Origin of the sequence: Brenneria goodwinii (assembly GCF_002291445.1) — a bacterium.
GTDB classification, from domain to species: Bacteria; Pseudomonadota; Gammaproteobacteria; order Enterobacterales; family Enterobacteriaceae; genus Brenneria; species Brenneria goodwinii.
In genome coordinates this window covers 2,160,962-2,182,823 of sequence record NZ_CP014137.1, presented here as the reverse complement: position 1 = coordinate 2,182,823, position 21,862 = coordinate 2,160,962, and the positions used below count along the sequence as shown (strand labels likewise).

The following is a 21,862-nucleotide window of genomic DNA, read 5'->3' as shown; positions in this document are numbered from 1 at the left end:
TGAAGAAGCGCTGGCATTCGCCCGGATGGCTGTTATGGTGGCTGACAATCCTATTGCCGAACCGCCGGAGAGCCAACTGATGGACTGTCGTTCTGATTGCGGCGCATGCTGCATCGCCCCTTCAATATCCAGCCCGTTGCCCGGCATGCCGAATGGCAAACCGGCCAATACGCCGTGTATTCATCTGGATGCGCAGATGCGCTGCGGAATATTTCATTCGCCGCTCAGACCGGCCGTTTGTTCAGGGTTACAGGCGCGAGCTGATATGTGTTTCAGCCATCGTGATGAGGCGCTTATTTACCTGTTCAAACTGGAAGCCGATACGGCGCCCGATATCCGCCTGTCTACACGTTTTTAATTCGCCACATGCAGTAACCCGATCCGGCGATCATAAACAACGCGATAAAAAACACGGCGTGATAATTCCAGATTTCCGCCACAATCCCCGCCAACGAGCCGGAAATAATCCAGCCGACGCGCCCGGTATTGGTGAAGAGCGTGGTTGCCGCGCCCGCCTGTCCGGGCATCAGATCCTGAAAATAGAGCATGCCGATGCCGGCGAGAATGCCGATAAAAATAGCGTTCAGCAACTGTAAGGCCAGCAGCGCGATTTCGCTGTCGAGGCACAATAATCCCACATAAAACAACAGACCGGAGAAGACGGCCAGCCGCATCAAAAAACGTTTGCCGAAACGTTTGGCGACATAGCCCGCGATCAACATGGCCGGTATCTCTAATCCGGCTGCGGTACCCATCATTATCCCCGCCAGTTTTTCCGGCAGATGAAGCTCATGTACCAAATAGAGCGGCATATTGATGATGTAGATGCCGTTGCATGTCCACATCAATGTGCAGGCGGCGAACAGCAGTAAGGTATCCCGGCGATTACGGCGGGGAGCCTCAAGGGTGGCGGTGGTTTTGACCACCGACTTCGGCATCGATGGAAGAAAAATTCTGACCAGAATAGCGCACAGCACAAATACGGCGGCTGCCGTCAGATACATTGACGTAAAGCCAAAACCCAGCGCCAGAGCAAAGGCGATCGGCGGGCCAATCACCCAGGAGAGTGAGACCTGGGCGCGCAAAATGGAGCTGAACATCGCGGCTTCGCGGCCCGTCCGATCGGCATGTTCCCGCGCCAGAGCGAATAGCTGGGGGTTTGCCGTCGAGCCGAAGCTGCTGAGCAGTACGCCAACGAACAGCAGAATAAAGTAGTTGCGATTCCAGGCAAATAACAGACAGGCCAGGGCGCCAAGTAAACAGCACTGGAAAATAAGCGTTTTGCGATCGCCTTGGCGGTCTGAGCGCGTTGCCAACACCTGGCTGACGATGATGCCGATCACGGCGCTTCCGGTATAGAACATCCCGACCAGGAAGGGGCGCACCTGGACTTCATTTGACAGAAAAAGACTGAGCGTCGGGAGCTGTAATGCACCAGCGATTCCGGTCAGAAAGGCGATAACGAGAAACGCGGGCGAAGTCAGATCGGGCTGATGTCGAGTGGTGCTGACGGATGTGTGCATGTTGATAACGGTTAAAAAGCCGACAAAAAACGAGATGAGCGCGCCATATTACGCCGATTTATAAAAAAACAGAAAACCTGTTTTGTGGTTTTTCTTCAGCAGCACTTCAGCTTTAAGTGGTTTTTTGTCATCAGGCTGTGTCGCATAGCGGCTAAAATGTGCGTGACGTCATAAATTCGTTACGTAAACAGTGCGGAATGCTTGCATAAATGACGTAATGGAAACAGACTAATTGAAACGTTTCAGCGATGATTTTTTTGAAACGCCTTTCTCGATAAACACATTTTTTCTCATAAAAGCTGAAACGATTCAACTTTCAGCAAGAGAGGAGAGCCATGTTCCAGTTGTTACAGCAAGATATTCATTTAGGCGCGGTAGCCAGTAGCAAGCAGGAAGCTATACAGCTTGTTGCTTCAGCTCTGACTCAGGCCGGGTGCGTCAGCGCAGCATATGTCGACGGCATGCTGAAGCGCGAGACGCAAACCTCCACTTATTTAGGGAACGGCATCGCCATTCCTCATGGCACGACGGATACCCGCGATCTGGTACTGAAAACGGGTGTTCAGGTGTTTCAATTTCCCCAAGGCGTTACCTGGGGAGAAGATCAAACGGCCTATGTGGTGCTGGGGATTGCGGCCCGCTCGGATGAGCACCTGGCGCTGTTACGCCAGTTAACGCATGTCCTTAGCGACGATCGCGTCGCGGCTCGTTTGGCGAGCACCACTTCGGCGGAAGAACTGCGCAGCCTGCTGATGGGCGAACAGCAGATGCCGGAGTTCCGTTTCGATACCTCACTGATTTCGCTTGATGTGGCAACGGACAATCTGCTGACGCTGCAGGCGCTGAATGCCGGCCGCCTGCAACAGATTGGCGCGGCGGATGCCGGTTTCGTCAGCCATGTCGTGAGCAATAAACCACTGAATCTGGGACAGGGTATCTGGTTCAGCGACAGTGCTGAAGGCAACATCAGCAGCGCCGCCGCCGTTGCCCGTCCGGCCGCGCCTTTCGATGTCGATGGCGAGTCTGTCGCGTTGCTGGTGACGGTTGCCGCCGCCGACGATCAGGCCTATGCGCCGATTGATTACCTGACCAAACTGTTGACCGAGCAAAAAGCTGAACGCTTGCTGAAAGCCGATGCGCCTACCTTGCTGGCCTTGCTGACCAGCGATGTGCCGGAGCAGAGCGACGTGCTGACGGCGGAGTTCACCATCCGCAACGATCATGGTTTGCACGCGCGTCCGGGCACGATGCTGGTTAATGTGATTAAGCAGTTCAGCAGCGACATTACCGTTGCCAATCTTGATGGTACCGGCAAAGCGGTGAATGGCCGCAGCCTGATGAAAGTTATCGCACTGGGTGTGAAGAAAGGTCACAAACTACGTTTTACCGCCAGCGGCAGCGATGCTGAACAAGCATTGGCCGCCATTGGCGAAGCAATTAATTCTGGCTTAGGCGAGGGGGCAGCATGAGCAGGCGAGTCGCCACCATTACCCTGAATCCGGCTTATGACCTGGTTGGCTATTGTCCTGAAATTGAAAAGGGCGAAGTAAACCTGGTTCAGACAGCGGGTCTGCATGCGGCTGGCAAAGGTATCAATGTCGCCAAGGTGCTGAAAGACCTCGGGATTGATGTCACGGTGGGTGGGTTCCTGGGTAAAGACAATCAGGATGGTTTTCAGCAATTGTTCAGTGAATTGGGCATTGCGAACCGTTTTCAGGTTGTACCGGGACGTACGCGTATCAATGTCAAACTGACGGAAAAAGACGGGGACGTTACCGATCTCAATTTCTCCGGATTTGAAGTAACGCAGCAGGATTGGCAACGTTTTGTCAATGATTCCCTGAGTTGGCTCGGGCAGTTCGATATGGTTGCCGTCAGCGGTAGTTTGCCTGCCGGTGTTGATCCGGATGCCTTTACCGATTGGATGTCCAGGTTACGCAGCCATTGTCCGTGCATTATTTTTGACAGCAGCCGTGATGCGCTGGTGGCGGGACTGAAGGCCGCTCCCTGGCTGGTAAAACCGAATCGCCGGGAGTTGGAAATCTGGGCGGGACGTAAATTACCTACGTTGGATGATGTGGTTGATGCCGCGCATGCATTGCGTGAACAAGGGATCGCTCATGTTGTTATCTCACTGGGGGCGGAAGGCGCCCTGTGGGTCAACGCATCGGGCGCGTGGCTGGCAAAACCGCCTGCTTGTGAAGTGGTTAGTACGGTGGGCGCGGGTGACTCCATGGTTGGGGGACTGATTTATGGATTATTGATGCGCGAGTCCAGTGAACATACTTTGCGCTTGGCAACGGCGGTGGCAGCACTGGCAGTGAGCCAAAGCAATGTTGGTATTACCGATCGTCCTCAGTTGGCCGCGATGATGGCGCGGGTCGATCTGAAACCCTTTAACTGACAGCAGGAGATAGATAATGAAAACGCTGCTGATTTTAGACAAATCACTGGGCCTGGCGAGAAGCCATCTGGTGAAAAATCTACTCGGCGCTGCCGCTGCGAAAGCAGGGCTGACGTTTACAGAACAGGCTGATGAAGCCGAACTGGCTATCATTCTTGGCGCAACCGCTGCGGCGGACGCGGCGCTGAATGGAAAACAGGTCTTTGTTGGCGATGTTGAACTGGCCGCAAGCCAACCGGAGGCTTTTCTGGATAAGGCCAAAGCGGACGCAACCACGTATCAGGCGACTGCGGCAGCACCAGTTCAGCAAAGCGCGTCACCAAAACGTATCGTCGCCGTAACGGCGTGCCCAACGGGCGTGGCGCATACGTTCATGGCGGCGGAAGCGATTGAAACCGAAGCGAAGAAACGCGGCTGGTGGGTTAAAGTTGAAACCCGCGGTTCCGTCGGCGCGGGCAATCCCATCACGCCGGAAGAAGTCGAACAGGCCGATGTGGTGATTGTCGCGGCGGATATTGAAGTCGATCTGAGTAAGTTCGCCGGTAAGAAAATGTACCGTACTTCTACCGGTCTGGCGCTGAAAAAGACCGCGCAGGAGTTGGATAAGGCGCTGGCGGAAGCAACGGTTTATCAGCCCAGCGGACAGAGCGGCGCGGAAGCGACCGGCCAATCGAAAAAAGGCGGTTCGGGGCCTTATAGCCACCTGTTGACCGGCGTGTCGTACATGCTGCCGGTGGTGGTGGCCGGCGGGTTGTGTATCGCACTGTCGTTTATGTTCGGTATCGAAGCCTTTAAGGAACCGGGTACGCTGGCTGCAGCGCTGAAAACGATCGGTGACTCGGCGTTTATGCTGATGGTGCCGGTGTTGGCCGGATATATCGCGTTTTCCATTGCCGACCGTCCCGGCCTGGCGCCAGGTTTGGTTGGCGGCGTGTTGGCGAATACCATGGGAGCCGGGTTCATTGGCGGTATCATCGCTGGTTTTCTGGCGGGGTATATCGCCAGAGCGATCAACAAGCATATCCACCTGCCGCAAAGTATGTCGGCGCTGAAACCGATCTTGATTATCCCGCTATTGGCAACCTTGATTATGGGCTTGATCATGGTATACGGCATTGGTACGCCGGTATCCAAGATCCTGACCGGTTTGACCGACTGGCTGCAATCCATGGGTACGGCGAATGCGGTGATCCTGGGCGCTATCCTGGGCGGCATGATGTGTACCGATATGGGCGGGCCGGTAAACAAAGTGGCTTACGTATTTGGCACTACATTGCTGAGCAGCCAGATTTATGGCCCCATGGCCGCGATTATGGCGGGGGGGATGGTGCCGCCGCTGGCGATGGGTCTGGCAACGTTGCTGGCCGGCAAGAAATTTAACCCGACGGAACGCGAGGGCGGTAAAGCGGCGTTTGTTCTGGGGCTGTGCTTTATTTCCGAAGGGGCCATCCCGTTCGCTGCCCGTGATCCTATCCGCGTATTGCCATGCTGCATCATCGGCGGCGCGCTGACCGGTGCTATTTCAATGGCGGTGGGAGCCAAACTGATGGCGCCGCACGGCGGTCTGTTTGTGCTGTTGATCCCAAGCGCCATTACGCCGGTATTGGGTTATCTGTTTGCGATTATCGCCGGGACAGTCGTGGCCGGCGTGCTGTACGCATTCCTGAAACGCCCGGATGAAGAACTGGTGAAAACGGCTGCTTAACAGGACGAGCCGGTATACAGGGAAGTCGTAAAATGGAGCCGGTGGCATAAGCCATCGGCTCCATTTTACGTTTAGCGCGACACATCAGATCTGCGACTTGAGCCAGGCGATTTCCTCCGCCCAAATATCTGGATTCACGGTTTCCAGAATCAACGGGATACCATCAAAACGCGCGTCTCCCATGATGTAGCTGAAGGCCGTTTTGCCGATATTACCCTCTCCTAAGCTGTTGTGACGGTCAACCCGGCTGTTGAATTCGCTTTTGGCATCGTTCAGATGCATACCGCGTAAGTAATGAAAACCGACAACTTTATCGAATTCGGCAAAGGTGTTGTCACACTCGGCTTTGCTGCGTAAATCGTACCCGCCGGCAAAGGCGTGGCAGGTATCGATGCAGACGCCAACGCGGCTTTTGTCTTCAACGCCGTCGATAATGGCGGCCAGATGTTCAAAGCGGAATCCCAGATTCGTGCCTTGCCCGGCGGTATTTTCAATCACCGCCGTGACGCCTTCGGTTGCCGCCAGCGCAATATTGATCGACTCGGCGATCCGCGCCAGACAGCGATCTTCATCAATCTGTTTTAGATGACTTCCCGGGTGGAAATTCAGCAGGGTCAATCCCAATTGCTGGCAACGCGCCATCTCGTCAATAAAGGCGGCGCGTGATTTTTCCAGCGCTTCCGTTTCCGGGTGCCCAAGATTAATCAGGTAGCTATCGTGCGGCAAAATTTGCGCCGGGGTATAATCATAGGTTGCGCACGCGGTTTTAAATCGTTCAATCACCTCGGACGCCAACGGCGCGGCCCGCCACTGGCGCTGATTTTTGGTGAACAAGGCGAAAGCCGTTGCTTCCAGCTCATGAGCGCGTATGACCGCTTGATCGACACCGCCGGCCGCACTGACATGAGCACCTACGTATTTCATGATGTTCTCCTCTTGATGACGGGGCATTATGGCATTGTCGCTCAGGTTAACCAGCTGTTAACTGATAATTTATTGACTTCTAGTTGAATAATTGGTCAAAAGCCAGGTTGATGCCGGCGCCGCCCAGAACCAGCCAGAGGAATAAAATAAGTGCCAGCAGCAGCGGTTTTAATCCGGCATTACGGATATCTCTAATGCGAGTGGTTAGCCCCAGTGCTATCATCGCCATCGTCAGCAAGACATTATCCAACCGGGTTAAATCGCCGGTCAGCGCAGGGGAGAGTAGCCGGGTTGAGTTTATTGCGGCGGCCGCCATAAACCATAGCGCAAACCAGGGGAACACAATAGACAACGATTCTGATGCGGATTCCGCGGTTTTTGTTCGCGTTTTTTTAAACACAATGCCAAGAACCAGCAGGAAAGGCGCCAGCATCATCACGCGCAGCATTTTGCCGATGACGGCGATATTTTCCGTTTCAGTTCCAATTGCATGTCCGGCGGCGACAACCTGGGCAACCTCGTGTACCGTTGAGCCGAGGTACATGCCGAATGTTTGCGGATTGAAGGCCAACCAGTGATAATAAAGGTTGAGCCGATACAGCCAGGGATAAAAGAACATGGCTGTCGTGCCGAAAATAACCACGGTTGAAATTGCAATGGCGATTTTATTTCCCGGTGCTTTAATTACCGGGGCCGTAGCCATAACCGCTGCCGCGCCGCAGATGCTGCTGCCCGCGCCAATGAGGATGACGGTTTCGCTGTCAAGGTTGAATATCCGGCGGCCTAGCCAGCAGGCGAGCAAGAAGGTTGATGCCACGATGACGGAATCAATAGCGATACCCGTGACGCCAATTTCGGTAATTTGTTGAAAACTGAGTCGAAACCCGTAAAGGATAATTCCCCATCGCAGCAGATGATGTTTTGCCCACTGCGTGCCTGGGTCGCAGAATGAATGTAACCATGGATAGACCGTATTACCAAGTATGACACCTGCCACGATAGCCAGTGTTAATGTGCCTGGTCCCCACTGTATGACCTTCGGAATAGCTGCCAGCCAAAGAAGGATGCATGTCATTAAGCCTATTATTAATAGGCCAGGAAGGATTTGTTTTGTCCGGTCTCGGCACGTCGTTAGGTACTGACCGTCAGGAATAGCCACCATTTTATTACCTGTTCAAAGAATAATGAATCGATGGCCGATCCTATGCTGAGAGTAGTTAAAAGAGTAATTGATTATATATTTATAACCTATAAGTATTTCAGATAAAGAGCCTGTTATGCATATCACATTACGTCAGTTGGAAGTGTTTACTGAAGTCCTGAAAAGTGGTTCAACCACTCAGGCTTCGGTCGTACTTGCTCTTTCTCAATCCGCAGTCAGTGCCGCGCTGGCCGATCTGGAAGGGCAATTAGGCGTCCAGTTATTCGATCGTGTCGGCAAGCGTCTCGTCGTCAATGAGCATGGCCGCTTGCTTTATCCCAAAGCGTTATCGCTGCTTGAACAATCAGCGGAGATTGAACAGCTTTTTCGCCGTGATAACGGCGCGTTACGTATTTACGCCAGCAGCACTATCGGCAACTATTTACTGCCGGCCATGATCGCCCGCTATCGGCAGGATTTTCCTGAAATTCCCTTGGAATTGCATGTTGGCAATACTCAGGATGTGATTACCAGCGTGTCCGAGTTTCGTGTCGATCTCGGGCTGATCGAAGGGCCGTGCCATCATCCCGATTTGGTAACGCAGCCCTGGCTGGAAGATGAACTGGTGGTTTTCTGCGCGCCGACTCATCCCCTTGCCCGGCAGACGCTGTCTTTATCGGCGCTGGCCGAAGTTCCGTGGATCCTGCGTGAGCAGGGGTCGGGAACCCGTGAAGTTCTGGACCATCTGCTCCTGGCGCACCTGCCGCGTTTCCGTCTGGTGATGGAACTGGGTAACTCCGAAGCCATTAAGCACGCGGTGCGTCATTGCATTGGCATCAGTTGTCTCTCTCGCCACGTTATTGCCGAACAGTTGGAAAGCGGGGTACTGATGGAATTATCTATTCCGTTGCCCAAATTCATGCGTACCCTCTACCTGGTTCACCATCGCCAGAAGCATCTTTCAAACGTTTTACAGCGTTTTTTGAGTTATTGCCGTGAGGCGTAACGCGGGAGATATATCCATTTGCTAATGATCGGGCTTGAGTTATGAAGCTCACTTATAATTCGGCGATCCTGGGGATCCTGACTAGCGCTATTTGTTACAATCCCGCCTCGATTTTTTAGTAAGAGCAATCAGGATAATAATGGCTCAGCAAGACATTCAACATTCTGTTCAGGGCAGAACATCCCTGCGCCGTGAACTGAAAGCACGGCATTTGACGATGATCGCGATTGGCGGTTCGATAGGCACCGGTCTGTTTGTTGCTTCCGGCGCAACGGTTTCACAAGCGGGTCCGGGCGGGGCTTTATTGTCGTACGTGCTGATTGGCGCGATGGTCTATTTTCTGATGACCAGCCTGGGAGAGCTGGCGGCGTTTATGCCCGTTTCAGGATCGTTTGCAACTTACGGTTCCCGCTATGTAGAAGAAGGTTTCGGTTTCGCATTGGGGTGGAACTATTGGTACAACTGGGCCGTGACGATTGCGGTTGACCTGGTCGCCGCGCAATTGGTGATGGGCTATTGGTTCCCGGACGTGCCCGGCTGGATCTGGAGCGCGCTGTTTTTAGCGGTTATGGTGCTATTGAACGTCATTTCAGTAAAAGGATTTGGTGAAGCCGAGTATTGGTTCTCGTTGATTAAAGTGGTGACGGTGGTCATTTTTATCGCCGTCGGCGTCCTGATGATTATCGGCATCCTGCGCGGCGCTGAAAATGCGGGGATACATAACTGGCAGATTGGCGATGCGCCATTCGCGGGGGGATTCTCCGCTATGGTGGGCGTGGCGATGATTGTCGGTTTTTCGTTCCAGGGCACGGAATTAATCGGCGTGGCCGCCGGGGAATCAAAAGATCCGCAGAAAAATATCCCGCGAGCCATTCGTCAGGTGTTTTGGCGTATTCTGCTGTTTTATGTCTTTGCTATTTTGATTATCAGCCTGATCATTCCGTATACCGATCCTAATCTGCTGCGTAATGATGTGAAAGATGTGGCCGTCAGCCCCTTTACGCTGGTATTTCAGCATGCCGGTTTGCTTTCCGCGGCAGCGGTGATGAACGCGGTTATTCTTACGGCGGTGCTGTCGGCGGGCAATTCGGGGATGTATGCCTGTACCCGAATGCTGTTTACGCTGGCGTCTGAGGGGAAAGCGCCGCGCTTTTTCGCCAAACTGTCAACAGGAGGCGTACCCCGTAATGCGTTATATGCGACCACGGTGGTTGCCGCATTGTGCTTCCTGTCATCCATGTACGGTAATCAAACGGTTTATCTTTGGTTATTAAATACGTCAGGCATGACCGGTTTTATCGCCTGGCTGGGTATCGCCATCAGTCACTATCGTTTCCGTCGCGGTTATGTCAAGGCCGGACACGATCTGAATCGTCTTCCATACCTTTCCAGTTTCTTCCCGCTGGGGCCGATTTTCGCCTTTGTGCTGTGCCTGGTGATTACATTGGGACAGAACTATCAGGCTTTCCTGGAAGATAAAATTGATTGGTATGGCGTTACGGCAACCTATATCGGTATCCCGCTGTTTCTGCTTATTTGGTTGGGCTATAAACTTTCGCGCGGTACGCATTTCATTAAATATCAGGATATGACGTTCCCGGAACATAAATAAGCGCGATAGCGGTTGTGCTTATCGGGTTGCTCTAGCGCGTTGGGGCAGCCCGCTTTACGTCGATAAACTGTCCTTTACCTTTCCCGTTCTCAATTTCTGTTTTCATTCATCCGCTGTCGCGTCTCCTCTTTTAATCATAAAAATTGAATAAAGTTATTTACGTAATCCTTACGAATGCGTTTCATTTTGTCTGCAATCGAGCAATGTCATTATTATAATATTTTGTTTTTATTATAATTTTTTATGGAATCCTGTTCAGGCTAATGATTATGTAAATGATAGTTATTTATATTTACAATTATTTCGAATTAATTACACTGTATTTGGCAAAAAAACTCAACGTAACCCATCCGTTTTTAGAAGGGCAAAAACATGTCAATCAGTATAAGAAAATCAGTAGCGCTGGCTCTGGCGGCAACCGCTTCTACATCCGTGTTCGGCGCCACACAGCAGGATGTGATGGTGGTAACGGCTTCAGGCTATGAACAAAAAATAGAGGATTCCGCTGCTTCTATTTCCGTTATTTCTCGCGAACAGTTGGAAACCAAGGCCTACCGTGATGTTACCGACGCGCTGAAAGATGTACCCGGCGTTGTTGTAACCGGTGGCGCTAGCAGCAGCGACATCAGTATTCGCGGTATGTCGTCTAAATACACCCTGATTCTTGTGGATGGGAAACGGGTTGATACGCGGGGTACGCGTCCGAACAGCGATAACTCCGGGATTGAACAAGGGTGGCTGCCGCCGATTGCCGCCATTGAGCGGATCGAGGTTGTGCGCGGCCCGATGTCTTCGCTGTATGGTTCTGATGCGATGGGCGGGGTCATCAACGTTATTACCCGTAAAACGCACAGTGAATGGACGACGTCGGTGCGGGGGGATGCGACGATTCAGGAAGATCGCGATTCAGGCGATATATATCAATCGAGTATCTATGCCGCAGGTCCGCTGATTGACGGTCTTTTGGGCGTTCAGATTAATGGTCTGCTTTCGCATCGCAGTGAAGATAAAATCGTTAACGGCTATAACGAGCAGCGCATGCGTAATGGCGGCGTGACATTCACGCTAACGCCCGACGAAAAAAATACGCTGGACTTTGATTTATCCCATTCGGTACAGGACAGAAATGTCACGCCGGGTAAATCGATTGAAACCTCGGACACCGAGTCCGACGTTCGCTATGAGCGTAATAATTATGCGATTACCCACAGCGGAATCTACGATTTCGGCATGACAACCAGCTATATCCAGCGTGAGGAAAACCGTAATCCACATCGTGAAATGAAGCTGGATAATACCATTTTCAATACCCAGACATCCTTTTATCTTGGCGACCATACCTTGAGTTTGGGCGGACAGTATCGCTATGAGTCTTTAAACGATAAGGGAAATCAGCTATCGACGGCGCAGGATCTGGAAAAACTGACGCGTAAGAGCTGGGCGCTGTTTGCCGAAGACGAATGGCAGATGACCAACGATTTTGCGCTGACCACCGGTCTGCGCATGGATAGCGATGAAAACTATGGTTCGCATTGGACGCCCAGAGCCTATGGCGTATGGCACTTAACGGAACAGTGGACGTTGAAGGGCGGCGTCTCTGCGGGATACCGATCGCCCGATTTGCGTCATACGGTTAAAAACTGGGGACAGGCAACCGGGGGCCGGGCGGGTAATGCGATCATTCTGGGAAATCCGGACCTTAAGCCGGAAAAAAGTCTGAGCCAGGAAGTCGGCATTATCTGGGATAACCGAGAAGGGGTGAATTTCGGCCTAACGCTGTTTAATACGGATTACAAAGACAAAATCACCGAGGCTCGGATATGTGATACCGGCTCCTGTCCGTATGACGGTCATAATTACCGCTTCATCAGTAATCGGGTCAATGTTGATAAAGCGACCATGCGCGGGGTCGAATCGACTTTCAACTGGGATATCACCGACGATTTATCGTTAGCTTCCAGCTATACCTATACCCATTCGGAACAGAAGAGCGGCGAGTTTAAAGGCAAGCCGTTAAACCAGATGCCGAAGCATATGTTCAATAGCACATTGAACTGGAAAACCACCGAGGATCTGGGCGCCTGGGCGCGGGTGAATTATCGCGGGAAGACTTCTGAATATTTAGGCCGCACCAGTATGTCTTCCCCTACGCCGTCCTATACGTTTGTCGATCTTGGGGCGACGTACCAGGTCACCAAAGACGTGCAGTTATTGGGCGGCGTCTATAATGTGCTCGATAAACGCGTTGATTATGAAACCTATGAAACGGTTCTGGACGGACGCCGTTATAACGTGGGTGTGAATGTTACCTTCTGATCGCCGATAAGCATCTGATACGGGTGGTTGAACCCGTATCAGTTTCTTTTTTTGTCAAACAGCGGCTGCGATCAGCGTTTCTGAATGTAGGTCATGGCGAGGGCCAGCGCCAGCACCAGACCTTTTATGATATCCATGGCGTAGTATGGAACGGACAGCATGACCAACCCGTTTTGCAGTACGCCGAGAATAACCGCGCCGACCAGCGTGCCCAACGCGTTCGGCTTGCCGGAACCCGCCAGCGAGAAACCAATATAGGCGGCGGCTACGGCATCCATTAAATACCCGCCGCCGGCATTGACCTGTGAAGAGCCAATGCGGGAAGCCAGCAGAATCCCCCCTAGCGCCGCCAGCAGCGAAGACAGAATATAGGCCTGAACCCGATAGCGCGCCGTTCTGATCCCGGCCAGGCGCGCCGCCTCAGGATTGCCGCCGATGGCGTACATGCGGCGGCCATGTTTGGTCAGCGACAGATAGAGTTGAACCACCAACGTCACGACCAGCATGATGACGACGATGACCGGCACCTGTCCCAACGTGGCGAAGAATTCCGGAATGACGCCCTCGGCCATTTCACCGCTCGGCAGCACCATATTCTGCGTGATGGAGCCGCCGTAGCTGTAGGTCATGGCGACGCCCTGAATGACAAACAGGCTGGCGAGCGTCGCCAACATATCGGGGATTTTCAGCACCACGATAAGGAAGGCGTTAAACAGCCCCACCAGCGTACACAGCAGCAGGGTCAGTACGATGGCTGCTGTGGTGTCAAAACCATGCCAGACAAACAGGGAAATCACCAGCGCATTGGCCAGCGAGGCGGTCGAGCCGACGGAAAGATCGAAACCGCCTACCGACAGGGAGATGGACACCCCGATCGCAATCACGGTCACGATGGCAATCGAACGCAGGATATTGATGATGTTATAAGGATCGAGAAAATTGTCCGATGCCAGACCGAAGAGCGCGACCAGCGCGACGACGGTGATCAGCATGCCCCAGTTGTACAGGAACTCAAAAAAGCGGTGACGCAAGGGGAGAACCCCGTTAGGTGAAAGTTGGTGACTCACGCGGGAGTTCCTCCAGTTGAATACAATAATAGTGTTTCTTCATCAATGGTTGCTGCATCCAGTTCGGCGACGATACGTCCATCCCACAGTACACAGATGCGATCGCACAGCCCGACGAGTTCGGAAAACTCGCCCGAGGCGTAAATGATGCCTTTACCCTGTCGGGCCAGACCGTCAATCAGCGAGAACAGATCCTGTTTCGCTTTGATGTCGACGCCTTTGGTGGGTTCGTCAAAGATCAGCACCTGCGCCTCGCCGCGCAGCCATTTGCCAATCGCCACTTTTTGCTGATTGCCGCCGGAGAGCCGCGCCAGTTTTTGCATCGGCCCGGTGGTGCGGATCGCTAATCGCGTAATGATCTGTTTGGCCCAGGACTGCGCCTGCCGGTGGCTGAATACCCCCCAACGGGAAAAACTGTCGCTGGCGCTGACGCTAAGATTCATCGCGACGGATTCTTCAATAAAGATGCCCTCTTTGCGGCGCTCTTCGGGCACTAATGCGATGCCTTGTTCGACAGACCGATAGGGCGAATGAGGACGCCATGAGGCGCCGTTATATTCGCCTTGTTCAATCTGACTAGGCGTTGCGCCGAACAACGCTTTACACAGTTCGGTTTTGCCCGCGCCCGCCAGTCCGGCGATCCCGAGAATTTCGCCTTTACGCAACGTCAGTGAGATATCCCGCAACAGGGTTTCGTCGTGCAGTCCTTTAACCCGCAGTAACGGATCCTGTAACGATGCGTGACGACGAGGCGGGAAAATATCATCCAGCCGGTGTCCCAGCATCCTCTCGACAATTTGTTCGCCGCTGAGTCCCTGCATCGGACCGCTGCTGACGAACTCGCCGTCACGCAACACCGTCAGCGTATCGCAGATTTCACTCACTTCATGGATACGGTGAGAAATGAAAACGATGCCGATACCGGCGGCCTGTAAGCGCCGGACCACCTGGAATAATCGTGCGCTTTCCGCCTGATCGAGCGGGGCGGTCGGCTCATCCAGAATTAAAAAACGACACTCATGAGACAGCGCTCTGGCTAACAGAATCTGTTGTTTTTCCGCCAGTGAGCAGCGATCCAGCCGTTGTCGAACATTCAGGTGGATACCGAGCTGATCGAGCAACGCCTGCGCCTGGCGATAAACCTGCGGCCAGTTGAGGAGATGCCCGGTCTGGGCCAGCGTATCCAGCATAATATTCTCCGCGACGGACAACGTCGGCACCAGGGCGACGTCCACCTCCTGCTGTACCAGATGGATGCCATGCTGTTTGGCCGCGCGCGGGGAGTGAATGTCAACCCGCGAACCATCAATAACGATGTCGCCGCTGTAATGACGGTAGGCGCCGGACAGAATAGTCATCAGCGTTGATTTGCCCGCGCCGTTGGCGCCGGTTAATGCATGTACAGAGCCACCCTCTAGCGTGAAATCAACCTGCTTCAGTGCATGAAAGCCAGAAAAAGAGATGGAAATGTTGCGCATTTCCAGCCGTGTTCGTTGGGTGGTGGAAGTCATGTTCAGTAACGCTCTTGGCGGTGAATATCATCAGAAAACTGGTCTGGAATGTAACACAGAACTAACATGATTCAATTCAGATTCAGCGCTGGAAAGGCGGTAATCTACGAATGAAAAAGAATAAGTTAAGCAAAAAAATTCTTAACCCCTGTCTGCTAAGTGAATAAGATAGCGTTATTAATACATTCTCCTTATTACCGCCATCGCGCTCTATTCGCATGGCTCCCTGAGGAACATCAGAACATGAGTACAACGGCAATCCGCGTACAGGTCGGCCCGGCCAACTATTTTTCCTTCCCTGGCGCAATCGATAAACTGCTGGAGTTTTATCCGCCGGCGGTGCTGAACAACGCGCTATGGATTTACGGCGATCGGGCATTAAAGGCGGCAAGACCTTATCTTCCCGCTGAATTTGATGCGCCATCGGCACGGCGAGTCTTGTTTGGCGCGCACTGCAGCGAAGGCGAAGTGGCGAAGCTGGCGGCCCTGGCCGGGGATAGCTGTCAGGTGGTGATCGGTATCGGCGGCGGCGCGGTGCTGGATACGGCAAAAGTCGTGGCGCGTGAGGTGGGCGTGCCGCTGGTGGCGATCCCGACGATTGCGGCCACCTGTGCCGCCTGGACGCCGCTTTCCGTCTGGTACACCGATGAAGGTCAGGCGCTGCGTTTTGAAATTTTTACTGATTCCAATCACCTGGTGTTGGTGGAGCCGCGCATTATTTTAGCGGCGCCGGTGGAATATCTACTGGCCGGGGTGGGGGACACGTTGGCGAAATGGTATGAAGCGATGGTGTTAAGCCCTCAGCCTGAAACCTTGCCGTTGACGGTACGGCTTGGGCTGCAAACCGCCTTGGATATTCGTGACGTGTTATTGCAAAAAAGCGCTTCCGCGTTGGACGCCGCGGCCAGCGGTACGCTGACGCGGGACTTTCTCGATGTCGTCGATGCCATTATTGCCGGCGGCGGCATGGTTGGCGGGCTGGGAGAGCGCTATACGCGGGTTGCCGCTGCGCATTCGGTACATAATGGGTTAACGGTTTTGCCACAGACAGAGAAATTCCTGCATGGAACCAAGGTGGCGTACGGCATTCTGGTGCAAAGCGCGCTGCAAGGGGATCTCGACACGTTACGGCAGTTGAAGGCCGCATTCAAGATCTTGGGATTGCCGACGTCGCTGGCTGAACTGGATGTTGATATTAACGATCGCGCGTCTATTCAGGCGGTGGCGGAGAGAACGTTGCAACCCAGTGAATCTATTCACTATCTACCGCAAACGTTGAGTGAATCGGTGCTGCTGGATGCGTTTAACACGGTGGAGACGGCGGCGGGATAAACCGGGCGAAGAATTAGGCGGTTGCTGCGACAAACGCCTAATTCTTCCATTTATTACTGTAACTTCTCATAGGGAAATGAGCTTTTAATGTAGCGAGCATAATAGCGGTGTTTGGCCGTACTCGACATTAGCTCTTCATAAATCATCCGCGCCACGCCGGTATATTGATATATGCTGCCGTTCAGCAGTTCTACTTCTAATACGCTATTTTCCGCGTCGTACCCGACGGCAAACAATTCTGATGATGAAACCCGTTTTCTTTGCAAAATAAACTACTCCCAACCGAATTATTTGAATTATTTGTTAGGTAATTATGATTGTTCGGCAATAAGGTGCCTTGTGCAACGGCAATTATACGCCGTTGTAATAATGTTTTATCGGCATGCCGAATTTTTTCTTTATTCAGAAAAAATCAGGAACCAGCCATGCTGATTCCCGATTTCCAGTTAAAAATAGGACGTAACGAAAGCGGCATTACGCTATTTTTGATGCAAATACCGGGCGTGAAAGCGCAGGTGATCCTCAATAAAGCTGGCGATGAAAAAGTAACTGTGGTCATAACCGGGTTGCGTTCTCAGCGTGAACGGCCAGTCGTGTTGCTGCGCCAGTTCGGCCAGTTTCGCCGGTTGTAATTGGTCGGGTAAAAACTGATCGCCATCGCCCTGATCGATAAGGAGGGGAAGTTTGCTGCGGCTGTTGGCCAGCAAATGGCAACTGTCATACTGACGCCACTGCGTTTCATCCTCACCCAGATAAGCACTGAACGCTTTGCGTCCCCAGGGAACCTGGCAAGGGTTAACGATAGGCGCAAAGGCGGAAGCGGACAGGTAGCGATCTGGGTTGCGCAACGCAAGCATCAACGCACCGTGTCCGCCCATGGAGTGTCCGCTGATGGACTGGCGGCGGTTAACGTTAAAATGCTGCTGAATCAATGCCGGCAGTTCATCACGGACGTAGTCATACATCTGATAGTGAGCGGCCCAGGGTTGCTGGGTGGCGTTAATGTAAAATCCGGCGCCCTGACCAAGATCGTATCCGGCATCATCTGCGACGTTCTCCCCCCGCGGGCTGGTATCCGGCATGACTAGAACCAGGCCAAGTTCAGCGGCGGCGCGTTGAGCGCCGGCCTTGGCGGTGAAATTTTCATCATTACAGGTTAACCCCGATAGCCAGTACAGTACCGGCGATGGCGTATCATCCGGCGTCGGCGGGATATAGATACTGAACGTCATGCTGCAATTCAGCGTATCAGAGGCATGGCGATAGCGCCGTTGCCAACCGCCGAATAGGCGGTGCTCTTCCAGAAGTTCCAGTGATGAGTTCATTTCTACACGGTCCCCTTGCTGGCTTTTAGCTGAAATGGATAACAGAACGGATCGATTTACCTTCATGCATTAAATCGAATGCGCTATTGATCTCTTCCAGCCCCATGGTGTGAGTAATAAAGTCGCTGAGCGGGAATTCGCCATCCATATAACGCTGTACGATACCCGGCAACTGGCTGCGGCCTTTTACCCCGCCGAATGCGGAACCACGCCACACCCGGCCGGTTACCAGTTGGAAGGGGCGGGTGGAGATTTCTTCCCCCGCGCCGGCCACGCCGATAATTACCGACTCGCCCCAGCCCTTGTGGCAGCACTCCAGCGCCGAACGCATCACGTTGACGTTGCCGATACACTCAAAGGAGAAATCAACGCCGCCGTCGGTCAGTTCGACAATGACGTCCTGAATCGGTTTATCGTAATCTTTGGGATTAATCAGATCGGTGGCGCCCAGCTTGCGCGCCAGATCGAATTTGCTGGTATTGATATCAATACCGATAATCCGCCCGGCGCCGGCCATCTGCGCGCCGATAATCGCCGATAGCCCGATGCCGCCGAGGCCGAAAATGGCAACGCTGTCGCCGGGTTTTACTTTGGCGGTATTGATCACCGCCCCCATCCCGGTGGTTACGCCGCAGCCAAGCAGGCAAACCTCTTCAAGCGGCGCATCTTTGCTGATTTTAGCCAGCGAGATTTCAGGTACGACGGTGTGCTCGGCAAACGTAGAGGTGCCCATATAATGAAAAATCGGCTGACCGTCTTTAGAGAAGCGGGTGGTGCCGTCGGGCATTAAACCTTTACCCTGTGTGGTGCGGATGGCCTGACACAGATTGGTTTTGCCGGAACGGCAGAATTTACATTCGCCGCATTCGGGGGTGTACAACGGAATAACGTGATCGCCAACGGCGACGCTGGTCACGCCCTCGCCGATGGCTTCCACAATACCGCCGCCTTCATGGCCGAGAATGGCCGGGAAAACGCCTTCGGGATCTTTGCCTGACAGCGTATAGGCATCGGTATGACAAACGCCGCTGGCGACAATGCGTACCAGAACTTCGCCTTTCTGAGGCGGCATCAGATCCACTTCTTCAATGGAAAGCGGTTGGCCTGGGCCCCAGGCGACGGCGGCGCGAGTTTTTATTGTTTGCATGATGTGACTCCTATTGCGGCATTGTTGCGAGAAACTTTGCTATTGGTTATTGAGTGATTTTAGTGAATATTCTCCTGGCCGGAGACGTGCTCAGCGCTGAGCTTTTTCAGAACGGCAACATTGGGGCCGAAGGCATCGCGCCGCCAGATTAACCTGGTCGACGTATCGGCTCTTTCCCGTGGTAATTAAAGGTCGGCTCCCAGATCCTGCCCAAGCTGCCGCAGGCGGGTAGTGAGGTTCGATGGCGCCTGGTGGAGATGTCCTGCCGCACGGACGACCGAACCGGTTTCGGCGACAAGGCAGAACATGCGTGACTGAATCGGATCCATGCATTCTCTTTTTGTCATTAACTTTGTCTTAATTATTCACTTCCGTGAGTTTAACGATAGGTCACACCATTGGCAACGTTCATGTAACAAGCAAGGCGTTTAACATGGCGTTAAGCGGTTTTCTCAAGTCGGCCGGCGCTAACGCACGGTCTTGAATCGGCGCTTTATATTGCCGGCGGCGGATTAATCATCGCCGGGATGTTGGTCCGGCGACGTGAAGGCATAAGCGCCCGGATGATGATAACCCGCAGCTATTTCAGCTATCATAACGCACTATCACTGGATAATTATTTCTCTCTCAACTACAGTGGTGGCGGCGTTTTGGCCCGACCAATGTCAATTTTAGGAACCTATTCCAATCGGCGTTATTGTCGCAGGCAGCTTGAACACGACAACGCGCAGTCCCGCAAGGCAGTGTAGTCAGTAAGATTATTCGCGATGCTCCCCCTGACGAGCCGCTCTGCGGGCGTAGCAACGCTATCGCGTTTTGCGGGCGCGGCTTAGGTTCAAACCGGCAAGCAATACTGCCTGATGGAATAAGTTTTAAGTAACACCTGCTGGAGAATAATAATGTCATCCTTAAGTAAAGAAGCCGTCATGGTTCATGAAGCGTTGATGGCGCGAGGTCTTGAAACGCCGCTGCGTGGAGAATTGTTAGACCGGGAAACGCGTAAACAGCGGATTACCGAGCATATGACGGAGATCATGAATCTGCTGAGTCTTGATTTGGAAGATGACAGTCTGGCGGAAACACCGCATCGCATTGCGAAAATGTATGTTGATGAAATATTCTCCGGCTTGGATTATGCCAATTTCCCTAAAATCACCATCATTGAGAATAAGATGAAGGTGGATGAAATGGTCACTGTCCGGGACATCACCTTAACCAGCACCTGCGAACATCATTTTGTCACGATTGATGGCAAGGCGACCGTTGCCTATATCCCGAAAGACGGCGTTATCGGGTTATCAAAGATCAACCGGATCGTGCAGTTCTTTTCTCAGCGTCCGCAGGTTCAGGAGCGGTTAACGCAGCAAATCCTGATTGCCTTGCAAACGCTGCTGGGCACCAACAATGTCGCCGTATCGATTGATGCCGTGCATTATTGCGTTAAAGCGCGCGGTATTCGCGATGCAACCAGCGCGACCACCACAACGTCACTGGGCGGACTATTTAAATCCAGTCAGAATACCCGTCAGGAATTTTTGCGCGCGGTACGCCATCACAACTGATTCCGCTATACGTGGGCCAATATGCGCCCACGTATAATAAAATGCGTATTATTTCTGGCCGTCTGTTAATACAATCGTGATTCCGATGACCTGATACGTAAAATTATGCCTGCTAACCCCACTTCGTCACCACGTATCGCGACGCTGGATTTTGCGCGCGGCGTCGCCGTACTCGGTATTTTATTACTCAATATCACCGCATTCGGTTTACCGAAAGCCGCCTACCTCAATCCGGCCTGGCAGGGGCAGCCATCGCCGACGGATGTCTGGACCTGGGCCATTATGGATCTTACGGTGCAGGCAAAATTTCTGACGCTGTTTTCTCTGCTTTTCGGTGCGGGGCTTCAGCTTTTGCTGGCAAGAGGAACCTATTGGATCCACGCCCGGCTTTTCTGGCTGATGGTGATAGGGTTGGCCCATGCCATTTTCTTTTGGGATGGCGACATTCTGCTGGATTACGGCCTGATTGGGCTGGTGTGTTGCGGCATGATTCGTCATGCGGCGGGAAGTCAGGCTCTGCTGCGAAGCGGCGCGCTTATGTATCTGCTCGGGATCTGCGTTCTGCTGGTGTTAAGCCAGTTACTCAGCCTGCAGCCGGGACGATTCTGGCAACCGAGCGCTGCTAATATAGCCTACGAGGTTTACTGGCAGACGTTGGGGGGACCGGAAGCGTGGCGTAACCGGGTGGATTTGCTGATCGACAGTTTACTGTCGCTGGGCGTTCAGTACGGTTGGTTACTGGCCGGCTCGATGCTGTTTGGCGCAGGGCTGATGCGCAGCGGTTGGCTAAAAGGCGAATTCAGTCTGACGCATTATCGCAAACTTGCCTTATGGATCATTCCACTGGCGTTATTTATCAATGGCGTTGGCGTGGCGGCGCAATGGCTGGTTCACTGGGAATATCGCTGGAGCGGCCTGTTATTGCAGATCCCTCGCGAGCTGAGCGCGCCTTTACAGGCGATAGGCTATCTGGCGCTGTGTTATGGTTTTTGGCCAACGCTGTGCCAATGGCGTATTACCTACTGGATTACGGACATTGGCCGTATGGCGCTGACAAACTATCTACTGCAAACTTTGGTATGCACCACGCTGTTTAACCACCTCGGGCTGTTTATGCGGCTTGACCGCCTGCAACTGGTGGCTATCGTTCCCGTCATCTGGGCAATAAATTTGTTCTTTTCCCACTACTGGCTGAAACATTTTCGCCAAGGCCCGATTGAATGGCTGTGGCGCAAGTTAACCACGGCGGTGGCGAAGAGCGCGCCATAACGGCCGCGAGCGAAACCC

General features: G+C 53.1%; 18 protein-coding genes and 1 pseudogene. 10 read left to right on the top strand and 9 right to left on the bottom strand.

The features are described 5' to 3' along the window. Positions 1–79 precede the first annotated feature (79 nt). Positions 80–358 carry a YkgJ family cysteine cluster protein gene (locus ACN28R_RS09790; protein ID WP_048639984.1) on the top strand — a complete coding sequence of 93 codons (279 nt, stop codon included), beginning with the start codon at positions 80–82 and terminating at the stop codon, positions 356–358. On the opposite strand, the gene setB is transcribed toward ACN28R_RS09790, so the two are convergent. Continuing rightward, positions 345–1,523, bottom strand: coding sequence for a sugar efflux transporter SetB (gene setB / locus ACN28R_RS09785; RefSeq protein ID WP_048639280.1), 1,179 nt, complete (start codon positions 1,521–1,523; stop codon positions 345–347). The two genes, ACN28R_RS09790 and setB, sit on opposite strands and share 14 nt — an antisense overlap. A 335-nt stretch (positions 1,524–1,858) precedes the next feature. On the opposite strand from setB, the gene fruB reads away from it, so the two are divergent. Genes fruB through fruA form a run of 3 tightly spaced genes read left to right on the top strand, consistent with a single transcriptional unit; the run spans position 1,859 to position 5,632 of the window. After that, complete coding sequence (gene fruB, locus ACN28R_RS09780; protein WP_048639279.1) at positions 1,859–2,992, top strand: fused PTS fructose transporter subunit IIA/HPr protein; 1,134 nt, start codon at positions 1,859–1,861, stop codon at positions 2,990–2,992. Next, the gene (gene fruK / locus ACN28R_RS09775) at positions 2,989–3,927 is read left to right on the top strand and encodes a 1-phosphofructokinase (RefSeq protein WP_048639278.1); all 939 of its coding nucleotides are present in this window, start codon (positions 2,989–2,991) and stop codon (positions 3,925–3,927) included. The genes fruB and fruK overlap by 4 nt, the downstream gene beginning before the upstream one ends. A 16-nt stretch (positions 3,928–3,943) precedes the next feature. Then, entirely contained in the window at positions 3,944–5,632 is a 1,689-nt protein-coding gene (gene fruA, locus ACN28R_RS09770) for a PTS fructose transporter subunit IIBC (RefSeq protein WP_048639277.1), read from the top strand. An 84-nt stretch (positions 5,633–5,716) separates the two neighbouring features. On the opposite strand, the gene nfo is transcribed toward fruA, so the two are convergent. Beyond that, positions 5,717–6,556, bottom strand: coding sequence for a deoxyribonuclease IV (gene nfo / locus ACN28R_RS09765; RefSeq protein ID WP_048639276.1), 840 nt, complete (start codon positions 6,554–6,556; stop codon positions 5,717–5,719). Between the two features lie 79 nt (positions 6,557–6,635). Then, positions 6,636–7,715, bottom strand: coding sequence for a YeiH family protein (locus ACN28R_RS09760; protein ID WP_455578926.1), 1,080 nt, complete (start codon positions 7,713–7,715; stop codon positions 6,636–6,638). Positions 7,716–7,833: 118 nt separating this feature from the next. On the opposite strand from ACN28R_RS09760, the gene yieE reads away from it, so the two are divergent. The 3 genes from yieE (at position 7,834) to ACN28R_RS09745 (ending at position 12,631) form a co-directional block, all read left to right on the top strand. Beyond that, on the top strand, positions 7,834–8,703 hold the full coding sequence (gene yieE / locus ACN28R_RS09755) for a DNA-binding transcriptional regulator YeiE (RefSeq protein WP_095834263.1): 870 nt from the start codon (positions 7,834–7,836) through the stop codon (positions 8,701–8,703). Positions 8,704–8,842: 139 nt separating this feature from the next. After that, positions 8,843–10,315 (top strand): amino acid permease, encoded by a 1,473-nt coding sequence (locus tag ACN28R_RS09750; protein ID WP_048639273.1) that lies wholly within the window; start codon positions 8,843–8,845, stop codon positions 10,313–10,315. 372 nt (positions 10,316–10,687) lie between these two features. After that, positions 10,688–12,631 carry a ligand-gated channel protein gene (locus ACN28R_RS09745; protein ID WP_095834262.1) on the top strand — a complete coding sequence of 648 codons (1,944 nt, stop codon included), beginning with the start codon at positions 10,688–10,690 and terminating at the stop codon, positions 12,629–12,631. A 71-nt stretch (positions 12,632–12,702) separates the two neighbouring features. On the opposite strand, the gene ACN28R_RS09740 is transcribed toward ACN28R_RS09745, so the two are convergent. Together ACN28R_RS09740 and ACN28R_RS09735 are read right to left on the bottom strand one after the other, a co-directional pair. Continuing rightward, entirely contained in the window at positions 12,703–13,623 is a 921-nt protein-coding gene (locus ACN28R_RS09740; protein ID WP_231604390.1) for an ABC transporter permease, read from the bottom strand. A gap of 71 nt (positions 13,624–13,694) precedes the next feature. Then, a complete protein-coding gene (locus ACN28R_RS09735; RefSeq protein WP_048639270.1) occupies positions 13,695–15,209 on the bottom strand; it encodes a sugar ABC transporter ATP-binding protein in 1,515 nt (504 codons plus the stop codon). Positions 15,210–15,452: 243 nt separating this feature from the next. Between ACN28R_RS09735 and ACN28R_RS09730 the strand changes: the two genes are divergently transcribed. After that, positions 15,453–16,541 (top strand): oxidoreductase, encoded by a 1,089-nt coding sequence (locus ACN28R_RS09730; RefSeq protein WP_048639269.1) that lies wholly within the window; start codon positions 15,453–15,455, stop codon positions 16,539–16,541. A gap of 53 nt (positions 16,542–16,594) precedes the next feature. Here ACN28R_RS09730 and ACN28R_RS09725 read toward each other — a convergent pair whose 3' ends face one another. The 4 genes and pseudogenes from ACN28R_RS09725 to ACN28R_RS09710 all read right to left on the bottom strand — a co-directional run. Continuing rightward, on the bottom strand, positions 16,595–16,807 hold the full coding sequence (locus ACN28R_RS09725; RefSeq protein ID WP_048639268.1) for a KTSC domain-containing protein: 213 nt from the start codon (positions 16,805–16,807) through the stop codon (positions 16,595–16,597). 213 nt (positions 16,808–17,020) lie between these two features. Then, positions 17,021–17,866: an S-formylglutathione hydrolase gene (fghA, locus tag ACN28R_RS09720; RefSeq protein WP_048639267.1), complete on the bottom strand. Its 846-nt coding sequence runs from the start codon at positions 17,864–17,866 to the stop codon at positions 17,021–17,023. A gap of 25 nt (positions 17,867–17,891) precedes the next feature. Continuing rightward, positions 17,892–19,013 carry an S-(hydroxymethyl)glutathione dehydrogenase/class III alcohol dehydrogenase gene (locus ACN28R_RS09715; RefSeq protein WP_048639266.1) on the bottom strand — a complete coding sequence of 374 codons (1,122 nt, stop codon included), beginning with the start codon at positions 19,011–19,013 and terminating at the stop codon, positions 17,892–17,894. A 188-nt stretch (positions 19,014–19,201) separates the two neighbouring features. After that, positions 19,202–19,342: pseudogene (locus ACN28R_RS09710) on the bottom strand (helix-turn-helix domain-containing protein); the annotation flags it as partial. Between the two features lie 570 nt (positions 19,343–19,912). On the opposite strand from ACN28R_RS09710, the gene folE reads away from it, so the two are divergent. Together folE and yeiB are read left to right on the top strand one after the other, a co-directional pair. Then, positions 19,913–20,575: a GTP cyclohydrolase I FolE gene (gene folE, locus ACN28R_RS09705; RefSeq protein WP_048639265.1), complete on the top strand. Its 663-nt coding sequence runs from the start codon at positions 19,913–19,915 to the stop codon at positions 20,573–20,575. A 105-nt stretch (positions 20,576–20,680) separates the two neighbouring features. After that, positions 20,681–21,844: a DUF418 domain-containing protein YeiB gene (gene yeiB / locus ACN28R_RS09700; RefSeq protein WP_095834260.1), complete on the top strand. Its 1,164-nt coding sequence runs from the start codon at positions 20,681–20,683 to the stop codon at positions 21,842–21,844. The last annotated feature ends 18 nt before the right edge of the window (positions 21,845–21,862 follow it).

Coding starts and splice junctions, on each gene's coding strand:
- ACN28R_RS09790 (WP_048639984.1), top strand. CDS start 80: ATGGACTGTCGTTCTGATTGCGGCGCATGCTGCATCGCCCCTTCAATA.
- setB (WP_048639280.1), bottom strand. CDS start 1,523: ATGCACACATCCGTCAGCACCACTCGACATCAGCCCGATCTGACTTCG.
- fruB (WP_048639279.1), top strand. CDS start 1,859: ATGTTCCAGTTGTTACAGCAAGATATTCATTTAGGCGCGGTAGCCAGT.
- fruK (WP_048639278.1), top strand. CDS start 2,989: ATGAGCAGGCGAGTCGCCACCATTACCCTGAATCCGGCTTATGACCTG.
- fruA (WP_048639277.1), top strand. CDS start 3,944: ATGAAAACGCTGCTGATTTTAGACAAATCACTGGGCCTGGCGAGAAGC.
- nfo (WP_048639276.1), bottom strand. CDS start 6,556: ATGAAATACGTAGGTGCTCATGTCAGTGCGGCCGGCGGTGTCGATCAA.
- yieE (WP_095834263.1), top strand. CDS start 7,834: ATGCATATCACATTACGTCAGTTGGAAGTGTTTACTGAAGTCCTGAAA.
- ACN28R_RS09750 (WP_048639273.1), top strand. CDS start 8,843: ATGGCTCAGCAAGACATTCAACATTCTGTTCAGGGCAGAACATCCCTG.
- ACN28R_RS09745 (WP_095834262.1), top strand. CDS start 10,688: ATGTCAATCAGTATAAGAAAATCAGTAGCGCTGGCTCTGGCGGCAACC.
- ACN28R_RS09740 (WP_231604390.1), bottom strand. CDS start 13,623: ATGCTGATCACCGTCGTCGCGCTGGTCGCGCTCTTCGGTCTGGCATCG.
- ACN28R_RS09735 (WP_048639270.1), bottom strand. CDS start 15,209: ATGACTTCCACCACCCAACGAACACGGCTGGAAATGCGCAACATTTCC.
- ACN28R_RS09730 (WP_048639269.1), top strand. CDS start 15,453: ATGAGTACAACGGCAATCCGCGTACAGGTCGGCCCGGCCAACTATTTT.
- fghA (WP_048639267.1), bottom strand. CDS start 17,866: ATGAACTCATCACTGGAACTTCTGGAAGAGCACCGCCTATTCGGCGGT.
- ACN28R_RS09715 (WP_048639266.1), bottom strand. CDS start 19,013: ATGCAAACAATAAAAACTCGCGCCGCCGTCGCCTGGGGCCCAGGCCAA.
- folE (WP_048639265.1), top strand. CDS start 19,913: ATGTCATCCTTAAGTAAAGAAGCCGTCATGGTTCATGAAGCGTTGATG.
- yeiB (WP_095834260.1), top strand. CDS start 20,681: ATGCCTGCTAACCCCACTTCGTCACCACGTATCGCGACGCTGGATTTT.